This window comes from Roseateles sp. (assembly GCF_019237615.1).
In the GTDB taxonomy this organism is placed as follows: Bacteria; Pseudomonadota; Gammaproteobacteria; order Burkholderiales; family Burkholderiaceae_C; genus Pelomonas.
The window spans coordinates 1-24,624 of record NZ_JAFAGT010000107.1 but is presented as its reverse complement, the minus strand read 5'-3'; the positions used below and the strand labels follow the sequence as shown (position 1 = coordinate 24,624).

Below are 24,624 nucleotides of genomic sequence, written 5' to 3'. Positions count from 1 at the left end.
CGGGCGCCCGCCTATGCTGGGTGCCATGACCCGCCTCTCCCTGCTCGACCTCGCCTTCTTCATTGCCGAGAGCGAGGCCTCCCCAAAGCATGTGGCCGGGCTGCACATCCATCAGATTCCCAAGGGGGGCAAGGCGGGTTTCGCCAGGCAGCTCTACGAGGAGTTCCTGACGCACACCGACGTTCAGCCGCCCTTCGACCAGGTCATTCACTTCGTGTCGCCGGCGCTGATGCCGAGTTGGGGAGCGGCAGAGAGCGTGGACCTGAAGCAACACGTCTTCTTCCACAGGCTCGAACGCGGCACCAACGACCGCGCGGCCCTCTACGCGCTGGCGGCCCGCCTCCACGAGCCGGTACTGGACCGCAGCCGGCCGCTGTGGGAGGTGCACGTCATCGCCGGCCTCTGGGACCGGCAGTTCGCCGTCTACTACAAGATGCACCACGCGGTGGCGGACGGCATCACGATGACGCGCTGGGGCGTGGAGTCGCTGCGCACGACGCCGGGCGACCCGACCGTCACGCCGGTCTGGACCCTGGCCCATACCCGCCGCGGCGATGGCCGCAGCAAGCGCCTGGACCAGGCCATCGCCGGCACCGTCTGGAAGCAACTGACCGCCAACAGCAAGCGCGCCGTAGGCATCGGCCGACTCACAGCCATGCTGGCGCTGGAGGCGGTCCGGCTGACCAAGAACGCCATTGCGCTGCCCTTCATGGCCAGCGGCGACACGCCCTTCACCGGCAACGCCACGCCGGGTCGCCAGTTCGCGACGGCGGCCGTGCCCATGGCCCGCATCGACGCCATCCGCAAGCAGTCCCGAGCGACGCTCAACCACGTCGCGCTGACCTGCCTGGACGGCGCCATGCACCGCTACCTGGCCGACGAGGGCATAGCGCTGGACCGGCCCATCACCATCCAGATGCCGGTGAACCTGCGTCGCGAAGGCGAGAAAGGTGGCGGCAACAAGATTGGCATCATCCTCGTCGACCTGTCGCCGCCCACCGACGACGCCTATGTGCGACTGCGCAACGTCGGCTACTCGCTGCGCAATGTGCGCAGCATGATCGACGCCGTCGCGCCCGAGGCCGTCGAGACCTACACCATCCTCACGGGCCTGCTGGGCCAGATCGCCGGCATGCTCAAGCTGGCTGACGTCGTCACGCCCATGGGAAACACGCTGGTGTCCAACGTGCCCGGGCCGGCCGAGCGCCTCTACCTGAAGGGCGCGCCGCTGCTGGAGATGCACCCGGTCTCGACGCTGCCGGCCACGCACCTGCTCAACATCACGCTGTTCAGCTACGCGGGCACGCTCCACTTCGGCCTGATCGCCACAGACGCCCTGCCCCACCTGGGCCGACTGGCCGCCTACGTGGAGGAGGAGGTCGCGGCGCTGGAGGAGGCCGTGGGCATCGCCGCGAGCACGGCGCCGGACCGCCCCGCGCGAACTCGCTCCCGCCCGGCGGGACAGCGCGCGGCGCAAAGGGGGCAACCGTGAGCTTCGACGCCTATCTCTACGACCATTGCCGCACACCGCGTGGCAAGGGCAAGCCCGAGGGCTCGCTGCACACGGCCACGCCGATCTGGCTGGTGCGCACGCTGCTGCAGGCGCTGCGCGAGCGCACGCAACTGGACACGCGCCTCGTCGACGACGTCGTGCTTGGCTGCGTGACGCCTATCGCCGAGCAGGGCGGCGACATCGCCCGCATCGCCGTGCTGGACGCCGGCTGGGCCGAGTCGGTCGCCGGCGTCACGCAGTCGCGCTTCTGCGCTTCGGGGCTGGAAAGCGTCAACCTCGCCGCGGCCAAGGTGGCGAGCGGCTTCGAGCGGCTGGTCGTCGCCGGCGGCGTGGAGAGCATGAGCCGCGTGCCCATGGGCAGCGACGGCGGCGCCTGGCTGCTGGACGCGCGCGTCGTCGACGCCATAGGCTTCGTGCCCCAGGGCATAGGCGCCGACCTGATCGCGACGCTGGAGGACTTCTCGCGCGAGGCGCTCGATGCCTATGCGGCCCGTTCGCACCAGCGCGCCGCCGCGGCGCGCGCGGCCGGCCACTTCGGCCGCGCCCTGGTGCCGGTGCGCGACGGTGCCGGCAAGCTGCTGCTGGCCGAGGACGAAACCATACGCCCGCAGACCACCGCCGACACGCTGGCCACGCTGAACCCGAGCTTCGTCAAGCTGGGCGAGAAGTTCGACGCGGCGGCGCTGCGCAAGTATCCGCAGGTGGACGCCATCGCGCACCGCCACCACGCCGGCAATTCATCCGGCATCGTCGACGGCGCGGCACTGGTGCTGGTGGGATCCAAGGCAGGCGGTGACGCGGCCGGCCTCAGGCCCCGCGCCCGCATCCGCGCCGCGGCCGTGACTGGCAGCGAGCCCACGATCATGCTGACCGGCACGACGCCGGCCTGCCGGAAGGCGCTGCAACAGGCCGGCATGCGGCCGGGTGACATCGACCTGTGGGAGATCAACGAGGCTTTTGCCGCCGTGCCGCTGAAGACGGCGCGCGACCTCGGGCTGGACCCGGAGCGCATCAACGTGAACGGCGGCGCCATCGCGCTGGGTCACCCGCTGGGGGCGACCGGCGCGATGCTGCTGGGCACCCTGCTCGACGAACTGGAGCGGCGCGACCTTCAGACCGGCGCTGTGACGCTGTGCGTGGGCGGCGGCATGGGCATCGCCACCGTCATCGAGCGGGTCTGATCACAGGCGGAACCAGCCACCGATGCGCAGGTGCCAGCGCCCACCACTGTTCTCCCAGCGGTTAGGCTCGTAGCGGTAGCCGGGACGCGGGCGCTCGTAGTAGCCCGGCACCCATTGGTGGCGGCCGCCACGCCAGCCCCAGTAGCCGCCGATCCAGATCGCGCCCGGATAGGGTGCGACGGGCACGACCTCGGCATAGGGTGCCGGCGGCGGCACGTCCACGACGACGTCGGAGCCATCGGCATAGCCGCCGTAATAGCCCACCCGCTGGGCGGGCACCATCACGCAGGCCGACAGCAGGGCCGCCGACGCCAGCGCCAGGGTCAGGGCGGCGCGGCTCATCGCCGCCACTCCGGTTGACCGTAATAAGGCCCGCCTTGATAGCGGCCATCGCCCTGGTAGGAGCGATAGCCATCATGGTAGTAGCCGCCATGGCGGGGTGGCACGATGATGCAGCCCGACAGCAGAGCTGCTGAGGTGATCAGCGCAAGGGCCAGAGCCAGTCGTTTCATGAGGCAACTCCAGGCCGCGGAAAGAGGCACGGCCACCCGCCTTTAACCGTTCATCCGCCCTGCCGGATGACCGGATCACACAGAGTTACTTCGTGGTGGACTGTGTACGCCCCGCGGCTCAGGACCCGCGCGGCTCCCGCAGCACCGCGATCAGGCAGCCCATGCCCGCCGCCAGCACGGCCGCCGTCAGCCACAGCGCGGCGTCGAAGCTGCCGCTGGCCTCCACCATGCGGCCGGTCAGCGCCGGCGCGCTGATCTGGGCCACGCCATAGCTCAGCGTCAGCCGCGCCATCGCCTTCCCGGGGTTGGCGGGCGAGCGCCGCCCCACGAGGGCCAGCGTCAGGCTGACGATGCCGATGAAGGTCGCGCCGTACAGCAGCGCGCCCGCCAGCGCGGCGGCCAGCCCTCCGGCCAGCGCCGGCAGCAGCACGCCCACGATCTGTGCGCCGAAGGCGATCAGCAGCGCGCCGACATCGCCGGTGCGCCGCGCGATGCGGTCCCAGACGAACACCGCCGGCGTGGCCGCCAGGCCCACGAGCAGCCAGGCCCAGGGCCCCTGGCCGGCCAGCAGTGGCTGCTTCTCGACAATGGCGACGGTGAAGGTCGCGTTGATGACGAAGCCCCAGCCAGCACAGAAATAGGCCGCCACCATCAGCGCCATCCAGCGCCGGCTCGGGCTCGCGCCGGCCGCCGCCTTCGCGGGCGGCGGCGGCACCGGCGGACGCCACCGCCAGGCCGGGATCAGGAAGGCCAGGCCCAGCAGCGCAAAGCCCTGCCATTGCGCGGCCCAGCCCAGTTGCAACCGCGTCATGCCCATCGCGCCCAGGGCCGACACTACGATGCCCAGGCCCAGGCCTATGAAGTAGATGCCCAGTTCGGGCCGGTGCCCGGCGCGCATCAGCCAGCCCTGCACGAGGCCGGAGCCCAGCAGCATGCCGGCGGCGCCGCACAGGCCGCCGACATAGCGCGACACGGCCCACGCACCGAAGGACGAGCTCCAGCCCATCAGCGCCGTGACCAGCAGGGCCAGCGGCAGCCCCCAGCTGTACAGGCGCTGGCGCCAGAGCGGGCTCTCGATCCAGGCTGCCAGCAACGCGCCGCTCATGTAGCCGGCGTAGTTGATGGCCGCCAGCAGGCCGCCATCAGCCAGACCCAGGCCCGCCTGGGCCTGCATCTGCGGCAGCAGCGGCGTGTAGGCGAAGCGTGCCAGACCTATGGTCAACACCAGCGCGCAGATGCCGCCCAGCAGCACCTGCCAGGCCAGCAACTGGGGAGGAGGCGACTTGGGCATGGCCGGGTTGTACCAGCTGCGGGTTTCGCCGCGGCTTGCAAACCGCGCGACCGGACCCAGTTGCCGGGCATGGCCTTGTTCATCTGCTTCTGCCTGGTCCTGCTGGCCGCTGCCGGCATCGCGCTGTGGCCCCTGTGGGTGAGGCGGCGCCGCGAGCGCATCGCGAACCGCCCCTTCCCGGCTGCCTGGCGCCGCCTGCTGCGCCGCCATGTGCCGCTGGTAGCCCGGTTGCCGGCACGCCAGCAACTGCGGCTCAAGGGGCTGATGCAGGTCTTCCTGGCCGAGAAGCCCATCCTCGGCTGCCGCGGCCTGCGCGTGACTGACGAGGTCCGCGTGACCATCGCGGCGCTGGCCTGCCTGCCACTGCTGGGTGCGGCGCGCGGCATCTACCCGGAGCTGCGCCAGGTGCTGGTCTATCCCAGCGCCTTCGTCGTCGACCGGCCGGTGACGGCATCCGGCGGCGTGCTGTCCGAGCAGCGCCGCGTGCTGGCTGGCGAAAGCTGGAGCCAGGGCCAGGTGCTGCTGGCCTGGGACGAGGTGAAGCGCGGCGCGGCCACGCCGGGCAACGGCCACAACGTCGTCATCCACGAGTTCGCCCACCAGCTGGACCAGGCTGGCGGCCCGGCCAACGGTGCGCCAGCGCTGCCGACGGCCGAGGCCTACCGGCGCTGGTCGGCTGTGATGCAGAACGAATTCGACGCGCTGCACTGGCGGCTGGCACGCGGCAAGCCGGGGCTCATCGATGCCTACGCGGCCACCGACCCGGCGGAGTTCTTCGCGGTGATCAGCGAGCTGTTCTTCGAGCGGCCCATCGAGCTGGCCGCGGGCCACCCGTCACTGTATGCGGAGCTCAGGGGCTACTACCGGCTGGATCCGGCGTCCTGGGCCTAGAAGCCCAGCGAGGCGAGCAGGTCGTCCACGTCGTCCTGCTTGAGGGCCTTGTCGGGCGTCTGCACGCCGCCGAGCTCCATGGTCGTGCTGTCCACGGCGGGCGGCGGCGGCAGGGAGTCGATCAGGTCCTTGAGCGGCGGCTCCGCACGCTCCAGCATCCGGCTGACCTTGTTGATGACCTGGCCGGAGAGATCCTGGAAGTCCTGCGACATCATGATCTCGGTGTGCAGCGACTTCTCGCGCGACGCGAAGCTGGCGGCGTCGGCCGCATAGGCCGCGCACAGTTTCATCAGCGCACGGGCGCGCTCCTGGCTGATGTTGGAGGACAGGGCCAGGCGGTTCAGCGCGTCGGACAGCTCGCGGCCCTTCTTGCGCACGGCCTCGGCGTCCGCCTGCGCCGCCTCGACAAGGTTGAGCACCTTGGTGGCCGCCTGCTCCGTCATACTGCGCACATAGGCCAGGCGCTCGCGGGCATCGGGCAGCTCGTCGACGACGTTGTGCAGGATCTTGGCCGCGTCGGCCCGGATCATGGCTTGAATGGAGGCGTCGGACATCTGAACTCCCTGGCTACGCCCGCCACCGGTGGCGGGACCGGAAAGTTTAGAAGTCCAGACCCGACGCGACGGCACCGCAGCCCGGGCCGAACGCGGCCTTTGTCACGCTGCCCGTTGCAAACGCATTCATCGCGCGGCCAGGCTGGCCCGCAGCGCCGCGATCTGGGCCGCGTCCAGGCGACCGGCCGCCTCGGCAAGCGCGAGCTGGCGCCGGGCCAGGGCCAGCAGCAAGTCGGCGTCCAGGCCCGCCGCCGCCAATGCGTCGAGATGGCGCGTCAGCACGCCCGCGTCGCCCCGCGCGATGGGGCCGGAGACGGCGCCGGCCAGGCCACGAGCCAGCGCCGTGTCCAGCGCGCCGCGGCTCAGCGGCGCCAGTGCGGGCAAGGCCTGCTCCGGCGCCAAGCCGGCGGCCTCCCACAGCGCCTGGGCCTCGGCCAGCACGGCCAGCACGCCGCTGGCGGCGAGGTTGGCCGCCGCGTGATAGGCCGCCCGCGCCTGCGCCGACATGGGCGACGGCAGCACCAGCGGCAGCAGGCCGAGCGCGCGCGCGAGCGCCTCCAGCACCGGCCGGTGCGCGGCGTCGGCCTCGATGCCCACGTGCACTCCAGCGAGGCCGGTGTCGCCGGCCAGCAGCTTCAGCGGATGAAAGCCGGCCGCCGCAGGTGCCGGCGCCAGCGCGGCCAGCGGCGTGGCACCGCTGCAATGCAGCGCAAGCTGGCCGGGCCGCCAAGGCAGGGACGCGGCGGTTGCGGCGATATGGTCGTCGGGTACGGTCAGCCAGACCCAGTCGGCCGCGCGGGCCGCGTCCACGGGCAGGAATTCGCCTGCGCCGGGCGAGCGCCGCCCGACGACGACCACCTCCCCCGCGGCCCGCAACGCCGGCACCAGCGCGCGCGCCAAGCGGCCATGGCCGACGACGGCATGGGTCACGTCTGCCCCGTCCTCAGGGCTTGACGAACTTCAGCGTCATGCGGTCGCTCTCGCCGATGGCCTGGTACTTCGCGCGGTCCTTGTCCTTCAGCGCATAGGTCGGCGGCAGCGTCCAGACACCGTCCGGATGATCGGCCATGTCCCTGGGGTTGGCATTGACCTCGCTGCGGCCCGCCAGCTTGAAGCCGGCGTCCTCGGCGAACTTGATGACGGTGGCCTCCTGCACATAGCCCGTGCCGGCCTTGGGGTCCTGCGTGCGCGAGGCCGGCAGGCGGTGCTCCTCGACGCCCAGCACGCCGCCCGGCTTGAGCGCCTTGAAGGCCGCGTCGAAGACCGCCTGCGCCGTGCCGCCGTTCATCCAGTTGTGCACGTTGCGGAAGGTCAGCACCGCATCGGCGCTGCCGGGCGGGGCGATGTCGAACTGGCCCTTGGCTGGATCAAAGGGCGTGATCTGCACCTTCCCGTAGACAGCCACCGAATCCATCTTGGCCTTGAAGCGCACCCCGCCGCCGGCGGCATAGAGCTGGCCCCGCTCGCGCAGATAGGGCGCGAGGATCTCGGTGTACCAGCCGCCGCCCGGCGCAAGCTCGACGACGGTGTCGGTGGGCTTGATGCCGAAGAAGCTCAGCGTCTCGTAGGGGTGGCGCCAGCCATCGCGGGCAGCGTTGCCCACCGTGCGGTGATCGGCCGCGATGGCGGCCTTCAGCGGATCGGCCGGCTGGGCCTGGGCGCCGGCGGTAGCGGCGGCAACGAGGGCGGCGGTGAGCCAGGTCGTCTTCATGGATGCAGTCTCCTCGGTTCGAGCGGGCCAGTATCCCGTCTCGCCCGGCCCCTGCCGAACGTCAGCCCATGCCACCGCCCCGGCAGCTCAGCGCCGCGGCTTGGGCGGCTTGCTGGCGCCGGAAGCGTCGGCCGGCGCGACGACGCCCTTCACGGCGGCCTGGGCCAGCTTGAAGAACACGTCGGTGTTGTCGATGACGCCGGTGAAGGCCAGCGCGCCGGGGCCGTAGGCCGACAGCGGGACGTCGGTGCCCGTGTGAACGGCCTGCTCGCCGGGCACCTGGCCGGTGACGTGGTACTCGCCCAGCGCGTCGTCGCGCTCGGCCGCGTTGGCGGGGTACCACTTCAGCGGCATCTCGCTGGCGAAGGGCTGCTGGCCGTCGCGCTGCGGCGTCTTCTTGGTGCGCCAGTCCTCGTAGCGGTCGGCGTTGGCGCCGTAGCCCACCAGCAGGCGGTAGTCGATGTCGGTCGTCTCCGGGTAGCCGTCGGCCGCGAGCCGGTAACGCGGGAAGCCGGCCTTCTCGTAGGGACCGACGACCTGGTTGCGCAGGTTGGCCACGCCCTTCTTGGTCGCCAGCTCGGCGAGCTTTGCGTCCGTCACGACGGAGCCGCCGATCAGCGCGGCGCCCGAGCATTCATGGTCGGCCGTGACGATGACCAGGGTGTCGCCCCGCTCGGCCGCGAAGTCCTGGGCCACGCGCACGGCGCGGTCGAACTCAAGCGTGTCCAGCATCCAGCGCTCGGTATCCATGTTGTGGGCCTGCTTGTCGATGGACGCACCTTCGATCATCAGCACGAATCCCTTGGGCGCGCGCTTCAGCACGTTGAGGGCCTGACCGGCCATCTCGTCCAGCATGGGCTGGTCGGGCAGGCCGAAGTCCTGGACGACGCTGGCGCCGCCCAGGCCGTTCTTGTCGGTGCCGCGGCGGCCGTTGATCTTGTCCAGGGCGACGTTCATATTGGAGAAGGCAAACAAACCCAGCAAGGGCTTGCCCGCATCGGTCTTGTCCAGGTCGGTCTTGGTCGCGGCGTACTGGAAGCCGGCGGCCTGGAAGTCCTTGATGAGGTCGCGGTCCTTGTCCAGCGCGCCGGCGGCTGCGCCCCAGCGCTTGACGATCTCGGCCGTGTGCGGGTCGGTGGTGGAGAAGGCGTAGTCGCTGGTGTCCGTGCGCGCCGAGCCCGGCGTGCCGGCGGGCAGGAACCACTTGCGGCCACCGCCCATCAGCACGGTCAGGCCGGTGCGGGCGCGGTCGTCGAAGAACTGGTCCACGATGCCCGTGCCGGCGCCGCGGTTGCTGGTGTGCACGGCGTTGCCGGCGGGCGTGGCGTCGAAGACGTCGGCCGTCGTCACGATGCCCAGCTGCTTGCCCTGGGTGCGATGCAGGTACTCGGACAGGTACTCGATGCGCGGGTTGTCGAAGGGGTCGGTCGTGTCGTCGGGGAACACGCCCTCTTCGTTGTTGTTGTTCTTGTTGCCGCTGACATAGGACGTCATGCCGGGCGATGAGTCGGTGACGATGGAATTCAGCGACGCGGTCTTCACCAGGGCCGTCGCCGAGAAGCCGTCCATGGCCAGCGGCTGCAACGCCTTGCCCTGGGCGTAGCCGTGCACGATGCGCGCCGCCGTGCGCTGCGCCGCGCCCATGCCGTCGCCCAGCAGGATGATGATGTTCTTGACCTTGGGGCCCAGCGCTGCCGTGAAGGGCACCACCTCGAAGTTGCCTTTGGCGACGACCTTCTGGCCGTCGGCCTGCGTCGCCTCGACGCTGAACTCGTGCCGGCCGGCCATGTCGCTGCTGACCGCGCGCACGGTGGCGATGGCCGTCTCGGCGGCCAGACCCTTCACGCAGCCAGTCGCGCAGTCGCGCAGCGCGACGGCGGCGGCCACCGGCTTGCCGTCGACAAGGAAGCGCGCGGCCGTGATCTTCTGTCCGGCGTCGGGTCTGATGGTGGCCTGCAGGTCGAAGCGCTGGCCGGGCAGGAAGCGGGCGATGACGGGATCGGCGCGGCCGCTGGCGAAGAGCTCGCTGGGCGGCGTGAGGCGCGTCACGGTGGGGGCGGCGACAGCGGAGCCGGCAGCAAGGGCCGCGAGGAGCAAGGTCTGTTTCATCGGATGGAGCTCAGTGCGAATCGGGGGTGGCGGCCAGCGCGTCGGGTGCGAGGCGCAGGCGCAGCCAGGACACGCGGCCGGTCTCGTCCTCGGCCGGCCCGTATTCGAGGCGGCCGGTCAAGGCCAGCGGGCCGGCCTGGTGGGCGACAACGCGGGTGCGCTGGCCCTCGGGCAGCAACACGGTGACGGTGGCCGCCGGCAGATCGTCGGCCTCGCCGTCGGCATGCTCGGCCATGGCGACCGGCCGCGGCGTCAGCAGGAAGCGGCCCGGCTGGGCCTGCTCGCGCTGCACCATGAAGCCGACCAGCCGCACCTCGTGGCCGCTGGCGGCCAGCAGCCGGGCGGTCGGCTCCAGGCCGCGCGGGCCGATGGGTTGCACGAAGAAGTCGCCAAAGCCCAGCTCCAGCGGTGCCGCGACGGCGTGGGTGGCGGACGCGGTGGCGATCAGGCCGCTCAGGGCGAGCAGGACGGGCAGCAGTTTCATGCGACGCGGCTGTGCAAAACCGGCGATGCTGGTCGCGCCGCGTGACAGGGGCGTGACGGACGCGCCACCTCAGGCCAGCAGGTCGGCCCAGATCCTGGCCAGCTTGCGCCAGCCGCTGGCGTTGGGATGGATCTCGTTCTTCCAGTCGCCGCTGCTGCCGGTCGAGTCGGCCTCGGCCGGCACCAGCACGCCGGTGGTGGGCACGGCGACGACGCCCGTGCGCCCGACCGGCCAGGCCTGCACCGCACCCTTGATGTCCTTGAACAGGCCCGCAGTCAGCGTCGGCCACAGCGAGGGATCGATGTGGTTGTTGCGATAGGCCGTCCAGAGCCAGGGTCCCACCAGATTCGGAATGGCCGGCGCGTTGCGGGCCACCGGCGTGTCGTAGCAGTTCAGCAGCAGCGGCGTGCCTGCGTTCCTGGCGCTGGACCGCAACGCCTGGTACATCGCGTCGAAGTTGGGGTTCAGGTAGCCGTCGACCAGGCTGGCCAGTGCGTCCTGGCGGACGCAGGCATAGCCATCGGCGGGCAAGGGCTGGCCCTGCATGTCGCGCAGCAGGCCCTCGCCCGGCGCCTCGTCGCGGGCGGCGTCGATGAAGTCGTTGCCGCCGGCGCTGAGCAGGACTGCGTCGTAGCGCAGCTGCTGCAACCACCACAGGTACTCGCCGCTCATGGTCTGCGAGATGCGCTGCAGCGTCTGCCCCGACGTGGAGATGTTGACGATGAGGTGGGTCTTGCCACGCCGGTTGAACTCCTCGGCGAGGTAGAAGGGCAACGAGCCCTGGACGGCCGCGCTGGCATCCATCCAGGAATCGCCCTCGGCCAGGAAGGTCTTCTCGAAGGGGCCGAACCGGTCGGCCTGCTCCGGGTGGATCAGATAGCGGTTTCCAGTGATGACCACGGATGTCATGAACCCTCCCGTCGGCTTGATGGCTGCTGTCGATAGGGCAAAGCCTCGGGCAAATCAGCGCCCCGCGCCACGGGGCCGGCCCGGGCGGCTCCCCAACTCTGCGGAAGCGGGCGGCATGGCAGGCAGCGCCCGCGGGCCGAGCCATGCCAAAGCCGAGGGAAGGCACGAGGCGAGGCGGGAGTCGGCCGCGCACAAGTCCGGCCCGCCCCCGCGTCGCCGGTGCCGGCGCGCGTGCCGACGCCGATGGCGTAGCCTTGCGCCATAAACCGCCGCCTCGCCGCCCTCTCCGTCGCCCTGCTTGCCGCCGCGGCGCTGGCAACCTGCGCCATCGTGGACAAGCTCTCGGCCGGTCATCTCGACATCGAACCGGCCGAGCTGCAAGCCCGCATCGCGACGCGCTTCCCGACGCACCATTGCAAGCTCGTCATCGCCTGCCTGGACCTCGCCAACCCGGTCGTCGTTCTGACCGAGGGCGAGGATCGCATCGGCCTGAACGTCGACGCCAAGGTGGCGCTGGGCGGGCGCGAGCGCACCGGCCGCCTGGGCTTCTCCGGCCGGCCGCGCTATGTGCCCGCAGAAGGCCAGCTCTTCCTCGACGACCTGCAGATCACGACGCTGGAGTTCGCCGGTCTTCCCGAGGAGTACGCGGCCCTCGTGAAGCGGAGCGGGCCGGAGGCGCTCAACGCTCAGCTGCGGTCCCGTCCCGTCTACACCATCGACACCGGCACGGCCAAGGGAGCGCTGGCGAAGCTGGCGGTGAAGGACGTGAAGGTCGTCGACGGCAAGCTGAGGATCAGCTTCGCCTCGGCGGAGCGGCAATAGACCGGACGAGCCCACAGGTCCGTTGCTCTTGCACCGTCGAATGCGCCATAGCGCGCATTTGCTGACGGCGACGAAAGCCCCCCCTCCGCGCCCTGTCCGTGCCAAGGCACGCAGACCGACCCGAGTTGCCGCCCCCCCCCGGTCGACAAGCGCCACCCGAGGGCCTCGCTCCGTGTTCTGCTTGGCCGCCTCGATCTTGAGTCCTTCCGGGCACGGCCCCCGCAAGTCGATACCGACTTGGCCGATGGCCCATGGCGGCAGCCGCTACCAGCGTTGCGCCCCCCTCGCCGAAGGTCCGATCCGCCCCTTCGCCCCGGCCACAGAGCCCGCCGGCGACCTCGGGGAAACGGCTACGGGTTTTCGATATTTCATACCAAAGCAGCATGGAGCCATCTTTAAACACAATGAAGTTGCATGAGCTGGAGGCGCAAACCTATCCTTCATTTCGGCCCCGTTCCTGCGGTTCTCCGCGAGCGGTCATCAAGCACAAACAAGGCTCTTCCATGCTTCGCGCCCCCATTCGTTCCCTGCGATCGTTCGATTCAGCGAGCGGTCTCAGTTCCGTCGCCGCAGCGGCCCTGGCGGCGCTGGCCCTGCCCACGGCGCTGACCGTGGCGCCCCTCGAGGCGGTGGCGCAGAGTGAAGCCGGCAAGTTGGACTCGGTGCTTGTGGTGGGATCGCGGATTCGCCGGCTGGATGAGAGCGCACCCAACCAGGTGGTCACGCTCAATCGCAAGGAGATCGAAGCGACGGGCGTCAGCTCGGTCGGCGACCTGCTGCAGCAACTCCCGTCTGTCGGGTCGAGCGCCAACTCCAACGGTTCCCAGGGCACGTCGCACGGCAGCAGCTCGGTGAACCTGCGAAATCTGGAGCCCAACCGGGTGCTGGTGCTCGTCAACGGGCGGCGCTGGGTGGTGGGCGCGGGATCACGCTCCTTCCGGGACTTCGTCGACCTCAACACCATCCCGCTGGCGGCCGTGCAGAACGTCGAGATCCTGCTGGACGGCGCCACGGCAATCTACGGCTCCGACGCGATTGCCGGCGTCGTCAACATCATCACCTACCAGAAGTACGAAGGCGGGCAGCTGAATCTCCAGGCGGGCGCCACGAGCCGCGGTGACGGGCAAAGCCGCAGCGCCGATGTGCTGTGGGGCAAGTCCGGCGAATGGGGCAGCGCGCTGGTCTCCGCCTCGTTCGCGAAGTCCGATCCCATCGCCACCACCGACAGGGACTGGGCGCTGGCCCGATATCAACCCATCCAGAGCACGCAGCTTCCCGGTGGCGTCTACGTGGTCCCCGGTGTGCAGGCAGGCAAGGCGTTCACGCGGGTGGACGGCGCCGCCGGCACCAAACCGTCCGACTTCCGGCTCAAGGTGGCGAGCGATGTCTACGACACCAATACCGACGGCTATCTCATCGGCCCGTCGGAGCGCAAGGCCGTCTACGGACAGGCGCGCGTGGCGATCAGCGACTCCCTGGACCTCATCGCCGAAGGCCTCTACAACACCCGCGAGTCCAGTCAGCGCTTCAATCCTGCGGCCCTCGTGATCGGCGGCGCCGGCATGAAGGGGCAGGTCATGCCCGCGAACCATGCCTACAACCCGTTTGGCAGCACCTTGAGCGGCTTCACGGTCAACCGGACCATGGTGGAAGTCGGCGACCGCTTCAACCTGCAGAAGGTCGAGACGACCCGCCTGGGCATCGGCCTGGACGGGTCCCTGGCCAACGGCTGGACCTGGAATGCGTTCGTCAGCCAGGCGGAAAACAAGGCCAGCTTCACCGCGCTCAACCAGCTGAACCTGGAGAACGTGGCGCTGGGCATCGGCGACACGGCCCGCTGCGCCGCTCGTCAGTGCACGCCGATCGCGCTGTTCGGGCCGCTCACCCCGGCCATGGCCGATGCCGTGCGGGCGCCTGCGCTGGTGGGGCGCAACGGCACCAAGTCCTTGGACATGGTGGCCAACATCACCGGCGACATCATGCGGCTGCCTGCCGGGGCGCTCGCGTTCGCGGCCGGCGTCGAGTACCGGGAAGAGAGTGCCTATGACCAGCCGGACGCGTTCCTGAACGCGACCCCGCAGTTCTCCGGCTCCACGACCACCACCGGCACGGCGAGCACGCCCACCGACGGCCGCTACCACCTCAGCGAGGCCTATGCCGAGTTCAAGATCCCGCTGCTGGCCAAGCGGCCGGGCGCGCACTCGCTAGAAGCCACGCTCGCGACGCGGCACAGCCGCTACAGCAACTTCGGCGACACGCTCAACAGCAAGGCCGGCCTGAACTGGCGCCCGGTGCAGGACCTCATGATCCGCGGCGACGTGGCGCAGGGCTTCCGTGCCCCCAACATCCTGGAGCTGTACGGCGGCCTGCGCAGCACCGTCTTCCCCATCAGCGCCGACCCCTGCGACGGCGGCGGTGCGGGCCTGCCCGGTTGCGCCGGCGTCCCTGCCACCTACAGCCAGGCCGCCACGACGGCGGGCAAGGTGCCCGGCATCACCGGGGGCAATCCGTCACTCAAGCCAGAGACGTCCCTGAACCGCTCGCTGGGGTTCGTCTTCACGCCCTCCGCGCTGAAGGAGTTCTCCTGGTCGATGGACTGGTACGACATCAAGATGGACAACACCATCCAGACGATAGACGCCAACACGCTGCTGGGGCTGTGCGCCCGCACCGGACGGGGCTGCGACGTGGTGCAGCGAAACGCGGACGGCAGCATCGCGAACCTGACGGCGGCCTATCTGAACCTCGCATCGCTGCGCGTGGCCGGCCTGGACAGCACCGCGCGCTACGGCTGGCGCGCGCAGTCCCTGGGCGCCTTCAGCACGGCGCTGAGCCTGTCCTATCTGGACCGCTTCGAGCAGGTCATCCCCCAAAGCGATGGCAGCACCATCCACCAGGACCTGCAGGGCACGGGCATCAGCCGCAAGGCCTATCCGCGCATCAAGGGCAGCTTCACGCTGGCGTGGCAACGGGGCGCGTGGGGCGCGAACTGGGCGCTGCGCTACATCGGCGGCTACACCGAGTCCGTCCAGGACCCGACGACCAAGCAGTTTGTGCCCACGCCGGTCTCGGCATCCGTCACCAACGACCTGTCGATGTCCTACAGCTTCGGCGCTGATCCCAAGCGCCTGCATTCGGTGTCGCTGGGCATCAACAACCTGTTCGACCGCAAGCCGCCCCTGTCCTACCTGGCCGGCGCCACGGACAACAACTTCAACATCGGCACCTACGATCCCCGCGGGCGCTTCGTGTACGTGAAGGCGGCGGTGCGCTTCTGACCCGATAGGCACATGTTCAAGGACGAGGGCATCTCACCGTGATGGGATTTCTGTTTCGGCGCTTGCTGCAAAGCGTCCTGGTCGTGGCCGTGATGTCGGCGCTGGTGTTCTTCGGCGTCTTCGTCATCGGCAACCCGGCCGACATCCTCATCGACCCGGAAGCCACGCAGCTGGAACGCCTGGAGGCCATCCGCACGCTCGGGCTGGACCAGTCCGTCTGGGTCCAGTACGGCCACTTCGTCAGCAATGCGCTGCGGGGCGAGATGGGACGCTCCTTCGTCTACAACCAGCCCGCGCTGGAACTCATCCTGGAGCGCCTGCCGGCGACGCTGGAGCTCGCGACCACCGCTCTGCTGCTGGCGCTGCTGCTGGGCGTGCCGCTGGGCCTGTGGGCCGGGGCCCGGCCCAAGTCCCTGCCGGGGAGGGCCATACAGACGGGCGCCATCCTGGGCGTCTCGTTCCCGAGCTTCTGGCAGGGACTGATGCTGGTGCTGGTGTTCTCGGTGCTGCTGGGCTGGCTGCCGTCCAGCGGGCGCGGCAACGGTCCGCTGTGGAGCTGGGACCGGTTCAGTCACCTGATCCTGCCGGCACTCAATCTGGCGCTGTTCAAGATCTCGCTCGTGACCCGGCTGACCGCCAACGCGATGCGCGAGGCCCTGACGATGGACTACATCGACTATGCGAGGTCCAAGGGCGTCGCAAGCACCCGCATCCTGGCCGTGCATGCCCTCAAGAACGTGATGGTGCCGGTGCTCACGGTGACGGGCATGGAGTTTGGCGGGCTCATCGCCTTCGCCGTCGTCACCGAGACCGTGTTCGCATGGCCGGGCATGGGCAAGCTCATCGTCGACAGCATCGCCGTGCTGGACCGCCCGGTGATCGTTGCCTATCTGATGGTCGTGGTCGTCATCTTCATCACCATCAATCTCGTGGTTGACCTTCTTTATTCCGCGCTCGATCCCCGCGTGAGGCTGGACCAGGCCCGATGAGCGCATCCTCCAAGCCGTTTGCCGAGTTCTGGCGGGAGTACGCCCGCAGCCCCGTGGCTGTCGTGGCCCTGGCCGTGCTCATGCTGCTCCTGCTGGGCGCAAGCTTCGCGCCCTACCTGGCGCCGCAGAATCCCTATGACCTGGCGAGCCTCAGGCTGGAGGACAGCCGCACGCCGCCGCTCGGCGGGGCGGCCTCCGGCGCCACCTACCTGCTGGGCAGCGACGTGCTGGGCCGCGATGTGCTGTCGGCGATCCTGTACGGGCTGCGCATGAGCCTGATGGTGGGCCTGACCGCGGGCATCGTCGCGTTCGCCGTGGGCGTCTCGGTGGGTCTTTTCAGCGCCTATCGGGGCGGCCGGGTGGATGCCCTGCTGATGCGCCTGGTGGACCTGCAGCTGTCCTTCCCCACGCTGCTGGTGGCGTTGATCCTGCTCGCCGTGCTCGGCAAGGGCCTGGACAAGATCGTGCTGGCACTGATCATCGTGCAGTGGGCGCCGTTTGCGCGCACCGCGCGGGCCGCCGCCCTGCCCCAGGTGCATCAGGAGTACATGGACGCCGCGAGGGTTCTGCGGCTGCCGCTGTGGCGCCAGCTCCTCAAGCACCTGCTACCGAACTGCCTGCCGCCGCTGCTGGTCGTGCTCACCATCCAGGTGGCCAGCGCCATCCTGCTGGAATCGACGCTGAGCTACCTCGGCATCGGCTTGCCCATCAGCGAGCCGTCCCTGGGCCTGCTGATCGCCAACGGATCACAGTTCCTGCTCAATGGCGACTACTGGATCAGCCTGTATCCAGGCCTGGCCCTGCTGCTGCTGGTCGGCAGCCTGAACCTGGTGGGCGATCGGCTGCGCGAGTACTTCAATCCCCGGCTGCGCAAGGGCGTCATGCTGCCGCTGGACCTTGCGCCCGCGCCCCGCGAACGGCAGGCCTCCCGCGGCAGTGACGCCGACGACAGGCCGCTGCGCGTCGAGGGCCTGAGCGTGGTGTTCGACACACCGGCCGGCCCCCTGCACGCCGTGGACGATGTCAGCCTGAGCGTGCGGCGCGGGGAGGTCCTGGGGCTGGTCGGCGAATCGGGCTCGGGCAAGTCGATGACGGCGCGCGCCATCATGGGAATGATCAACGCGCCCGGGCGCGTGACCGCCGGCCAGGTGCTCTTGCAAGGGGTGGATCTGGTGGCCATGGGCGAGACGGAGCTGCAAGCCAGGCGCGGCAAGGACATCTCTCTCATCTTCCAGGACCCGACAACTGCACTCAATCCCGTGCTGCGCATCGGCAGCCAGATGACGGAGGCGGTGCACGCGCACCGCCGCGTGAGCGACGCCCAGGCGCAGGAGCTGGCCGCCCGGATGTTGGCACGCGTGGGCATTCCCTCGCCGCAGGAGCGCCTGGCGCAGTACCCGCATCAGCTGTCCGGCGGGATGCGGCAGCGGGTCGCGATCGCCATCGCCCTGCTGAACCGCCCCGGCGTCGTGCTCGCCGACGAGCCGACGACGGCGCTCGACGTGACCATCCAGAGCCAGATCCTGGCGGAGTTCCAGGGCCTGGCCCGCGAGGAGGGCATGGCGGCGATCTGGGTCACGCACGACCTGGGCGTCGTGGAAGGCCTCACGCAGAGCGTGGCGGTCATGTACCGGGGGCGGATCGTGGAGCAAGGGCCGACCCACGAGGTGCTGGCGGCACCCGCACACCCTTACACGCGCGGGCTGCTCGACTCCCTCCCCGCGGCCAACACGCCCGGTCAGCGGCTCCGGCAGATCCCCGGCATGGTGACCAGCAAAGTGGGCAAGGATCCTGGCTGCGGCTTCCGCGACCGCTGCTCACGCGCCGACGAGCGCTGCGCAACGCCGGTGCCCGTGGTCCGGCTTGGCACCGCCGATGCGCCACGGTCGGCCCTGTGCCACCACCCCCTGGTTTGACCGACTGGATGTCGTCCGTGAACGCTGTCAACACAACATCGCTCCTGCCGCCGCCTCTGCTGGACGTGCGTCAGGTCGTGCGCCGCTTCAGCCGGCCGCCCAGCCTGTGGGCCCGCGCACGCGGGCTGCTGCTCGGCAGGAGGGCGCAAGGACAGGTCGTGCACGCCGTGGACGGCGTTTCCCTGCAGATCCAGCCCGGCGAGGTCGTCGGCCTGGTCGGCGAGAGCGGCTGCGGGAAGTCGACGCTCGCGCGCCTCATCTGCGGCCTGGACCGCCCCACCGAAGGCAGCATCGTCTGGCAGGGGCGGAGCGCGCGGGCCACCGCGGCCCACGCGGCCTCTGGCGGCGTTCAGATGGTGTTCCAGAACCCCATGGCCTCGTTGAATCCACGCTTGCGGGTGCTGGACCTCATCGGCGAGGCGCCCGTCGTGCATGGACTCTGGGCCCGGGATGAGCAGGCGGCACGTGTGGCTGCGCTGCTCGACCAGGTCGGCCTGCAGGCGGACGCGGCACAGCGCTGGCCGCACGAGTTCTCCGGCGGCCAGCGCCAGCGCATCGGCATCGCGCGCGCACTGGCGATGCAACCTGAGCTCCTGCTGTGCGACGAGCCGGTGGCCGCGCTCGACGTCTCGGTGCAGTCCCAGGTCCTGAACCTGTTCATGGACCTGCGCCGGCAGCTGGGTCTCGCCAGCCTCTTCATCAGCCACGATCTGGCCGTCGTGCGCCATGTCAGCGACCGCGTGGTCATCATGTACCTGGGCCGCATGGTGGAGTCGGGGCCCGTGCAGGAGGTCTTCGAGCGTCCGCAGCACCCCTACACCAAGGGACTGCTGATGGCGCTGCCCCAGGTGGGCAAGCGGCAAGGCGCCTACACGCCCGTGATGGGCGAGATTCCGTCGCCGCTTGCACCGCCGCCCGGCTGCCATTTCCACCCGCGCTGCCCGCACGCGATGCCGGTCTGCCGGCAGCAGACGCCGGCATGGCGCGAGCTGCAGCCGGGCCACGGCGCAGCCTGCCATCTGCATCAGACGACGGATATCCAGTGACAAGCATGAGACCAGCGATGCGAGGATGGCGGGCTATCGTGTCCGCGCTCTTCATCGGGATGACCACGGGCGTCTGCCATGGCGCCACCACGGCCGCAGACTCCCGCACCACCCTCGTCATCGCGACCCGGGCCGAGCCCAACGCCATGGATCCGCAGTTCTCGACCGTGGGGACCAATCAGGCCACGGCGATGCAGATGTTCGAGCCCTTGTTCACCCGGGATGCGCAACTGCGCCTGCAGCCGGCCCTGGCCCTGTCTGCCACGCGGGTGAGTCCCACACAGTGGGAGTTCGCCTTGCGCCCGAACGTCAAGTTCCACGACGGCCAACCGTTCGACGCCGAGGATGTGCGCTTCAGCCTCGACCGAGCGGCGAACGTGCCCAACAGCCCCGCACCGTTCAGGTCGCGGGTGGCCAACATCAGCAAGGTCGAGGTGCTGGGGCCTTTGCTGGTACGTGTGACCACCCGCAAGCCCGACCCCCAGGCCCTGGTCAACATCTCCACCGTGATGATGGTCAGCAGCAAGCTGGGCGCCAGGCTGGAGACCCAGCAGTTCAACGCCGGGCGCGCCGCCATCGGCACGGGGCCCTACCGATTCGTCCGCTGGGTGCCGGCGGACCGACTGGAGCTGCTGCGCTTTGATCAGTACTGGGGCGACAAGCCCGACTTCGAGCGGGTGACGGTTCGCTACATGACGGCCGACGCGGCCCGCCTCGCAGCTCTGGAGTCGGGTACCGTCGATCTCATCGACGCCGTGCCGGTGTTCGACCTCGAGTCCCTGAAGCACAAGGCCCGGTTCGAGCTGTGGCAGGCCCCCACGGTCACGCTGCTGTACCTGGGCATGGAGCTGGAGCGCGACGTCAATCCGTCGATCACGGACATCGAGGGCCGCCCCCTGAAGGTCAATCCGCTGAAGGACCTGCGGGTACGCCAGGCCTTGTCACTGGCAATCGACCGGGAGCAGCTCGTCGACAAGCTGCTGGACGGCATGGGCATCCCCGCCAATCAGGTCGTGCCCAAGGGAACGCCCGGCTTCAACGGCGAGATCCCGCGGGAGCAGTTCAACCTGCAGAAGGCCAGGTCACTGCTCGCACAGGCCGGCTATCCGCGCGGGTTCAGGCTGACCTTGCACGCCCCCAACAACCGCTACCCCAACGACGCCCTGGTCGCACAGGGGCTGGCCATCCAGCTCGCCAAGCTCGGCATCCAGATGCAGCTCGATACCGTGCCCAAGAACGTGTTCCTCCCGCGCGCGAGCAAGCGCGAATACGGGTTCTACCTCTACGGCTTCGGCGCCGCTACCGGGGAGGCGCTGCACGTCATGCGCTCGCTGCTGGCCAGCCCGGACCCCAGGCGCGGCTTCGGGTCCAACAACCGCGGGCACTACCGCAACGCCCTCGTGGACCGGCTGTTGGAGCAGGCCAGCGCCGCCGAGCATGGCCCCGCCCTGGACGCGCTGGTCGGTCAGGCCGCGGCCGCGGCGTTCGCCGACGTGGCGATCATTCCCCTGTATCACCAGCAGGCGAGCTGGGCCGGCCGGCCGGGCCTGGCCTTCACAGCACGGCGCGACGAGCGCACGCTGGCGCAGAACGTGAGTCGCGCCCCCACCCCTGAGCGGAGCCGGCCATGACCGATCACCCCTTGCCCGCAGCGCCCGACCACGGTCCCTATGACGTCGACTGCGTCGAACACATGGTTCCCATGCGCGACGGCGTCCGGCTTGCCACCGACATCTACAGGCCCGCGCTGAACGGCGTGCTGCTGACGCAGGCACTGCCCGTGCTCATGGAGCGATCGCCCTACAACAAGCGCGGCAGCAACGCGGCCGACCGCAGCGTGGCCAACCCGAGCGGCCTCAGCAAGCCCGAGATCGCCCGGTACTTCGCGAGCCACGGCTATGTGGTGGTGCTGCAGGACTGCCGCGGGCGCTATGGCTCCGAGGGGGTGTTCCGCAAGTACCTGGACGAGGCGGAGGACGGCGTCGACACGCTGGCGTGGCTGCGCGATCAGCCGTTCTGCGACGGGCGGATCGCCACCTGGGGGCTGTCCTACTGTGCCCACACGCAGTCGGCGCTGGGGGCACTCAACCCCGACGGGCTGGCCGCGCAGTGGATGGATTCCGGTGGCTTTGCGAGCGCCTTCCATGCAGGGATCCGGCAAGGGGGGGCGTTCGAGCTGAAGCAGGTCACATGGGCCCTCAAGCATGCGCGCCTGAGCCCGAGCACGCAGGAGGATCCCGCACGGGCCGCGGCCCTCGCGTCGGTGGACATCCGCGAGTGGCTGACGCGGCTGCCCTGGTGGCCAGGCCACTCGCCCGTCACGGCGGCGCCGGAGTACGAGGCCTACCTGTTCGAGCAGTGGCGCCATGGCAGCTTCGACGATTACTGGCGCCGTCCGGCTCTCTGGGCGGCGGGCCACTATCCCGGCTATGCGGACGTCCCGACCGTGCACATGTCCAGCTGGTACGACCCGTATGCGAGCACGGCCATCAGCAACTACTTGGGCCTGAGCCGGTTCAAGCAATGCCGACCGTCCCTGATCATGGGGCCTTGGGTGCATGGGCGCCGCTCGCAGACCTTCTCCGGGGACGTGGACTTCGGGCCGCAGTCCACCCTGGACGGCAACCTCGCGAAGGACTATCTGACGCTGCGTCGGGAATGGTTCGACCATGCCCTGGGTCGGGCCGCCGCCGACGGCAGTGTGCCGCCCGACCCGTTGTCGGGCCGGCGCGTGGCGGTCTTCATCATGGGCGGGGGCAGCGGCCGCAAGCTGCCCTCAGGGCGCATGGACCACGGCGGGCGCTGGCACTTCGCCGACGCATGGCCGCTGCCGGGCAGCCAGAACCTGGAACTGTTCCTGCACGCGGATGGACGTCTGGCCGCCGATGCCCCGACCGCCGACGCCGCTTCGCTCAGCTATGACTACGACCCGAGGCATCCGGTGCCAACGATGGGCGGCACCATCACCTCGGCCGAGCCGGTCATGGTGGGGGGCGGATTCGACCAGCGGGACGACCCGCGCTTCTTCGGCTGCAAGGGCAGCGGTCGCGACCTGGCGGAACGTGCCGATGTACTGAGCTTTGTCAGCGCGCCGCTGGCCGGGCCGCTGGATCTCGTTGGGGAGGTCAAGGTCACGCTGTTCGTCTCTTCCGACGCCGTGGATACCGACTTCACGGCGAAGCTGATCGACTGGTATCCACCGACCCCCGACTACCCGGACGGCTTTGCGCTCAACATCACCGACGGCATTTTGCGCATGCGGTATCGCGACAGCTGGGAGCAGCCGAGTCTGATGGAGCCCGGCAAGGTCTTCGAGGCGACCGTTCAGCCCTTCCCCAGTGCCAACCGCTTCTGCGCCGGACACCGCCTGCGGATCGATATCTCCAGCAGCAACTTCCCGCATTTCGACCCGAACCCGAACACGGGCGCTCCCGAAGGTGACTGGCGAGAGAGCCGCGTGGCCCGCAATACGCTGCACCTCGGCGCTCACACGCCTTCTCGTGTGAGCATATGCGTCCTCAACGTTGATGCGGCTCGTCGAGCCTGGCCCGGATGAAGATCGAAAGTCTGCGCAGCCTCAAGTGCTTCCGCGAGATCATGGCCTTGGGCTCCATGACGGAGGCCGCGCGGTCGCTGGGGATCAGTCAGCCGGGCATGAGCCGGCTGCTGAGCGGACTGGAGGCTGAGCTGGGCTTCAAGCTGTTCGACCGCGTCAACGGGCGGCTGCAGCCCAACAGCCGTGCCCAGGCGCTCTACGAGGAAGTGGACATCGCCCTGCAGGGCATGGATCGCATTGGTGCGCTCGCGGAAGATCTGCAAAAGCTCAGCGCGGGACACCTTCGGATCGTCGCGCCGCCAACGTTCGCGGAAGGGGCGCTGGTGCCGGTGTTGGCCGACTTCCAGCGCCTTCACCCGCAGCTGCGCATCTCGGTGATGGCGCATCTGAGGCCGACCGCCATGCACATGGTGGCCGCGCGGGCGGCGGATTGCGGCATCGGCAAGCTCCCCTGCGAGCATCCCGACATTCGCGTGCGCGGCCTGCTGCAGACCCGCATCACCTGTGTGCTTCCGCCTGGGCACGCCCTGCTGGCCAAGCCGACCCTGACGCCTCGCGACCTGGCCGATGAACCCCTGATCCTGATCGGCCACAGCAGCACGACGCGCTCACGGCTGCTCGATGTGTTTCGCCGTCACCGGGTCATTCCGAAGTCCAGGAGCGAGACCAACAACGCGTCGGTGGCCTGCGCGATGGCGGAGGCCGGCGTCGGCATTGCGCTGGTCGATGAGTTGCTCGCCCGCAATCGTCGCCCGGAGGGCACCCGCAACACGCGTCTGCTGGTGCCCGAGTTGACGACCGAGTTCGGTTTCCTCACAGCGAGGAATGCACGCGAGGACAGGACGGTGGAGGCGTTCTTCAGCTTCTACAAGGCGCGGCTGGGTCCGACCGACGGAGCGGGGGGAAGCCCCGAAGACACACCTGAAGACTGATCCTAAATCCGTACATGGACGCCCCCTGGACCTGCTGCGCATGCGCCATGAGCGCATCGAGGCCTGGATACTCGAACAGGCGGGTGTGGCCATTGCGCCGGCCTCTGTGCCGGTGCCGCTGCTTGCGGTGGGGTGATTGGCGCGGGCTGCTGCGACGGGCCCTTGACGGGCAGCCAGTCGGCACAATCGTTTGTTCAGCTTTATGGTCAAAACATCAACTTTTGACCAGCATTCTGGACAAATGGAAGCCACTCAAGACAGTGCAACCGTGTTGGGGTGCCAACTGCTTTCCAGTTGGGCGACCGGCTCAAACTGAACCTGTCAGCCGGCGCTACCAGCACAAGAGCACGGCGGCCACCACGAACAAGTCGTTTGCAGACTAGGGTGACCTCGCGCTCGGTGCCGGCCAGGTAGTCGATCTCAATGATCCGATGGCCGTTGGTGGCACAGGCGAGCTTGAGCCCCAGGGCCTCGGCGTACTCGCGGACCTGCTGCACACCCGTTTCGGCGGGCAGGCTGGCCTCCTTGGCCTCGACCACGGCCAGGGGGAGGTTGCGGCGGTAGAAGAGGATGTAGTCAGCCCGGTGTTGCTTTCCACGCCTGACTTTGCCACCTGCCACGAAGATGCGGCCGTTGGTGAACGTGCGTTGTTCCCCCGATGGAGAAAGGCGAACTGAACCACCCTGCCTGAACGATCTTCGGGGTGACCAATTCCCGGCGGGTATCGGCCTCCGTCATAACGTTTTTATTCAGCTGCTCCCTGGTCATTGCCGACTTCCTCTTATTAGCCTGAAGTTCCTCGAGCCTCCGGCCGAGTTTCCCTGTTGATTCAAGCACTTGGCGGGAATCGGGGGTGCGGCTGCTGTCTACAACTTGATGTCTTGGACGAGTTGCAGGGCGCGGTGCTGGGTTGGGCTGGGCTGGGTGAGG

Annotated in this window: 20 protein-coding genes and 2 pseudogenes; 12 read left to right on the top strand and 10 right to left on the bottom strand. The window is 69.4% G+C overall.

Features of this window, described 5'->3' with window-relative positions; genetic code table 11:
- Window positions 1-25: 25 nt before the first annotated feature.
- The gene (locus tag JOY88_RS22520) at window positions 26-1,492 is read left to right on the top strand and encodes a wax ester/triacylglycerol synthase domain-containing protein (protein ID WP_293504909.1); all 1,467 of its coding nucleotides are present in this window, start codon (window positions 26-28) and stop codon (window positions 1,490-1,492) included.
- Window positions 1,489-2,694, top strand: coding sequence for an acetyl-CoA C-acetyltransferase (locus tag JOY88_RS22515; protein WP_293504907.1), 1,206 nt, complete (start codon window positions 1,489-1,491; stop codon window positions 2,692-2,694). Before JOY88_RS22520 ends, JOY88_RS22515 begins: the two co-directional genes overlap by 4 nt.
- Here JOY88_RS22515 and JOY88_RS22510 read toward each other — a convergent pair whose 3' ends face one another.
- From JOY88_RS22510 to JOY88_RS22500, 3 genes are all read right to left on the bottom strand, one after another.
- A complete protein-coding gene (locus tag JOY88_RS22510; RefSeq protein ID WP_293504905.1) occupies window positions 2,695-3,036 on the bottom strand; it encodes a hypothetical protein in 342 nt (113 codons plus the stop codon). It abuts the gene before it with no gap.
- The gene (locus tag JOY88_RS22505) at window positions 3,033-3,206 is read right to left on the bottom strand and encodes a hypothetical protein (RefSeq protein ID WP_293504987.1); all 174 of its coding nucleotides are present in this window, start codon (window positions 3,204-3,206) and stop codon (window positions 3,033-3,035) included. Before JOY88_RS22505 ends, JOY88_RS22510 begins: the two co-directional genes overlap by 4 nt.
- A 118-nt stretch (window positions 3,207-3,324) precedes the next feature.
- Window positions 3,325-4,497: a YbfB/YjiJ family MFS transporter gene (locus tag JOY88_RS22500; protein WP_293504903.1), complete on the bottom strand. Its 1,173-nt coding sequence runs from the start codon at window positions 4,495-4,497 to the stop codon at window positions 3,325-3,327.
- 69 nt (window positions 4,498-4,566) lie between these two features.
- On the opposite strand from JOY88_RS22500, the gene JOY88_RS22495 reads away from it, so the two are divergent.
- On the top strand, window positions 4,567-5,388 hold the full coding sequence (locus JOY88_RS22495; protein WP_293504901.1) for a M90 family metallopeptidase: 822 nt from the start codon (window positions 4,567-4,569) through the stop codon (window positions 5,386-5,388).
- Here JOY88_RS22495 and JOY88_RS22490 read toward each other — a convergent pair.
- The 6 genes from JOY88_RS22490 to JOY88_RS22465 form a co-directional block, all read right to left on the bottom strand.
- Window positions 5,385-5,942, bottom strand: a complete 558-nt coding sequence (locus tag JOY88_RS22490) for a protein phosphatase CheZ (RefSeq protein ID WP_293504899.1) — start codon at window positions 5,940-5,942, stop codon at window positions 5,385-5,387. The genes JOY88_RS22495 and JOY88_RS22490 overlap by 4 nt on opposite strands.
- Window positions 5,943-6,068: 126 nt before the next feature.
- A complete protein-coding gene (locus tag JOY88_RS22485; RefSeq protein WP_293504897.1) occupies window positions 6,069-6,872 on the bottom strand; it encodes a DUF2520 domain-containing protein in 804 nt (267 codons plus the stop codon).
- 13 nt (window positions 6,873-6,885) lie between these two features.
- Complete coding sequence (locus tag JOY88_RS22480; RefSeq protein ID WP_293504895.1) at window positions 6,886-7,653, bottom strand: class I SAM-dependent methyltransferase; 768 nt, start codon at window positions 7,651-7,653, stop codon at window positions 6,886-6,888.
- Between the two features lie 87 nt (window positions 7,654-7,740).
- Window positions 7,741-9,762: an alkaline phosphatase gene (locus tag JOY88_RS22475; RefSeq protein ID WP_293504893.1), complete on the bottom strand. Its 2,022-nt coding sequence runs from the start codon at window positions 9,760-9,762 to the stop codon at window positions 7,741-7,743.
- A gap of 10 nt (window positions 9,763-9,772) precedes the next feature.
- Window positions 9,773-10,246, bottom strand: coding sequence for a hypothetical protein (locus tag JOY88_RS22470; RefSeq protein WP_293504891.1), 474 nt, complete (start codon window positions 10,244-10,246; stop codon window positions 9,773-9,775).
- Between the two features lie 69 nt (window positions 10,247-10,315).
- Window positions 10,316-11,155, bottom strand: coding sequence for a GDSL-type esterase/lipase family protein (locus JOY88_RS22465; RefSeq protein WP_293504890.1), 840 nt, complete (start codon window positions 11,153-11,155; stop codon window positions 10,316-10,318).
- Window positions 11,156-11,485: 330 nt separating this feature from the next.
- Here JOY88_RS22465 and JOY88_RS22460 point away from each other — a divergent pair, with 330 nt between their 5' ends.
- The 9 genes and pseudogenes from JOY88_RS22460 (at window position 11,486) to JOY88_RS22420 (ending at window position 23,694) form a co-directional block, all read left to right on the top strand.
- Entirely contained in the window at window positions 11,486-11,977 is a 492-nt protein-coding gene (locus JOY88_RS22460; protein WP_293504888.1) for a DUF1439 domain-containing protein, read from the top strand.
- A gap of 503 nt (window positions 11,978-12,480) precedes the next feature.
- Window positions 12,481-15,255 (top strand): TonB-dependent receptor plug domain-containing protein, encoded by a 2,775-nt coding sequence (locus JOY88_RS22455; RefSeq protein ID WP_293504886.1) that lies wholly within the window; start codon window positions 12,481-12,483, stop codon window positions 15,253-15,255.
- Window positions 15,256-15,293: 38 nt separating this feature from the next.
- Window positions 15,294-16,244, top strand: a complete 951-nt coding sequence (locus JOY88_RS22450) for an ABC transporter permease (RefSeq protein ID WP_293504884.1) — start codon at window positions 15,294-15,296, stop codon at window positions 16,242-16,244.
- A pseudogene (locus JOY88_RS22445) lies at window positions 16,241-17,059 on the top strand (ABC transporter permease); the annotation flags it as partial. The gene JOY88_RS22450 and the pseudogene JOY88_RS22445, both read left to right, overlap by 4 nt.
- Window positions 17,060-17,125: 66 nt before the next feature.
- The gene (locus tag JOY88_RS22440) at window positions 17,126-18,160 is read left to right on the top strand and encodes an ABC transporter ATP-binding protein (protein WP_524539251.1); all 1,035 of its coding nucleotides are present in this window, start codon (window positions 17,126-17,128) and stop codon (window positions 18,158-18,160) included.
- An 8-nt stretch (window positions 18,161-18,168) separates the two neighbouring features.
- Window positions 18,169-19,206 (top strand): ABC transporter ATP-binding protein, encoded by a 1,038-nt coding sequence (locus JOY88_RS22435; RefSeq protein ID WP_524539250.1) that lies wholly within the window; start codon window positions 18,169-18,171, stop codon window positions 19,204-19,206.
- 38 nt (window positions 19,207-19,244) lie between these two features.
- A complete protein-coding gene (locus tag JOY88_RS22430; RefSeq protein ID WP_293504880.1) occupies window positions 19,245-20,837 on the top strand; it encodes an ABC transporter substrate-binding protein in 1,593 nt (530 codons plus the stop codon).
- The gene (locus JOY88_RS22425; protein WP_293504878.1) at window positions 20,834-22,762 is read left to right on the top strand and encodes a CocE/NonD family hydrolase; all 1,929 of its coding nucleotides are present in this window, start codon (window positions 20,834-20,836) and stop codon (window positions 22,760-22,762) included. Before JOY88_RS22430 ends, JOY88_RS22425 begins: the two co-directional genes overlap by 4 nt.
- The gene (locus JOY88_RS22420) at window positions 22,759-23,694 is read left to right on the top strand and encodes a LysR family transcriptional regulator (RefSeq protein WP_293504876.1); all 936 of its coding nucleotides are present in this window, start codon (window positions 22,759-22,761) and stop codon (window positions 23,692-23,694) included. Before JOY88_RS22425 ends, JOY88_RS22420 begins: the two co-directional genes overlap by 4 nt.
- 386 nt (window positions 23,695-24,080) lie before the next feature.
- Here JOY88_RS22420 and JOY88_RS23145 read toward each other — a convergent pair.
- Window positions 24,081-24,462 (bottom strand): annotated as a pseudogene (locus JOY88_RS23145) (type I restriction enzyme HsdR N-terminal domain-containing protein); the annotation flags it as partial.
- Between the last annotated feature and the right edge of the window lie 162 nt (window positions 24,463-24,624).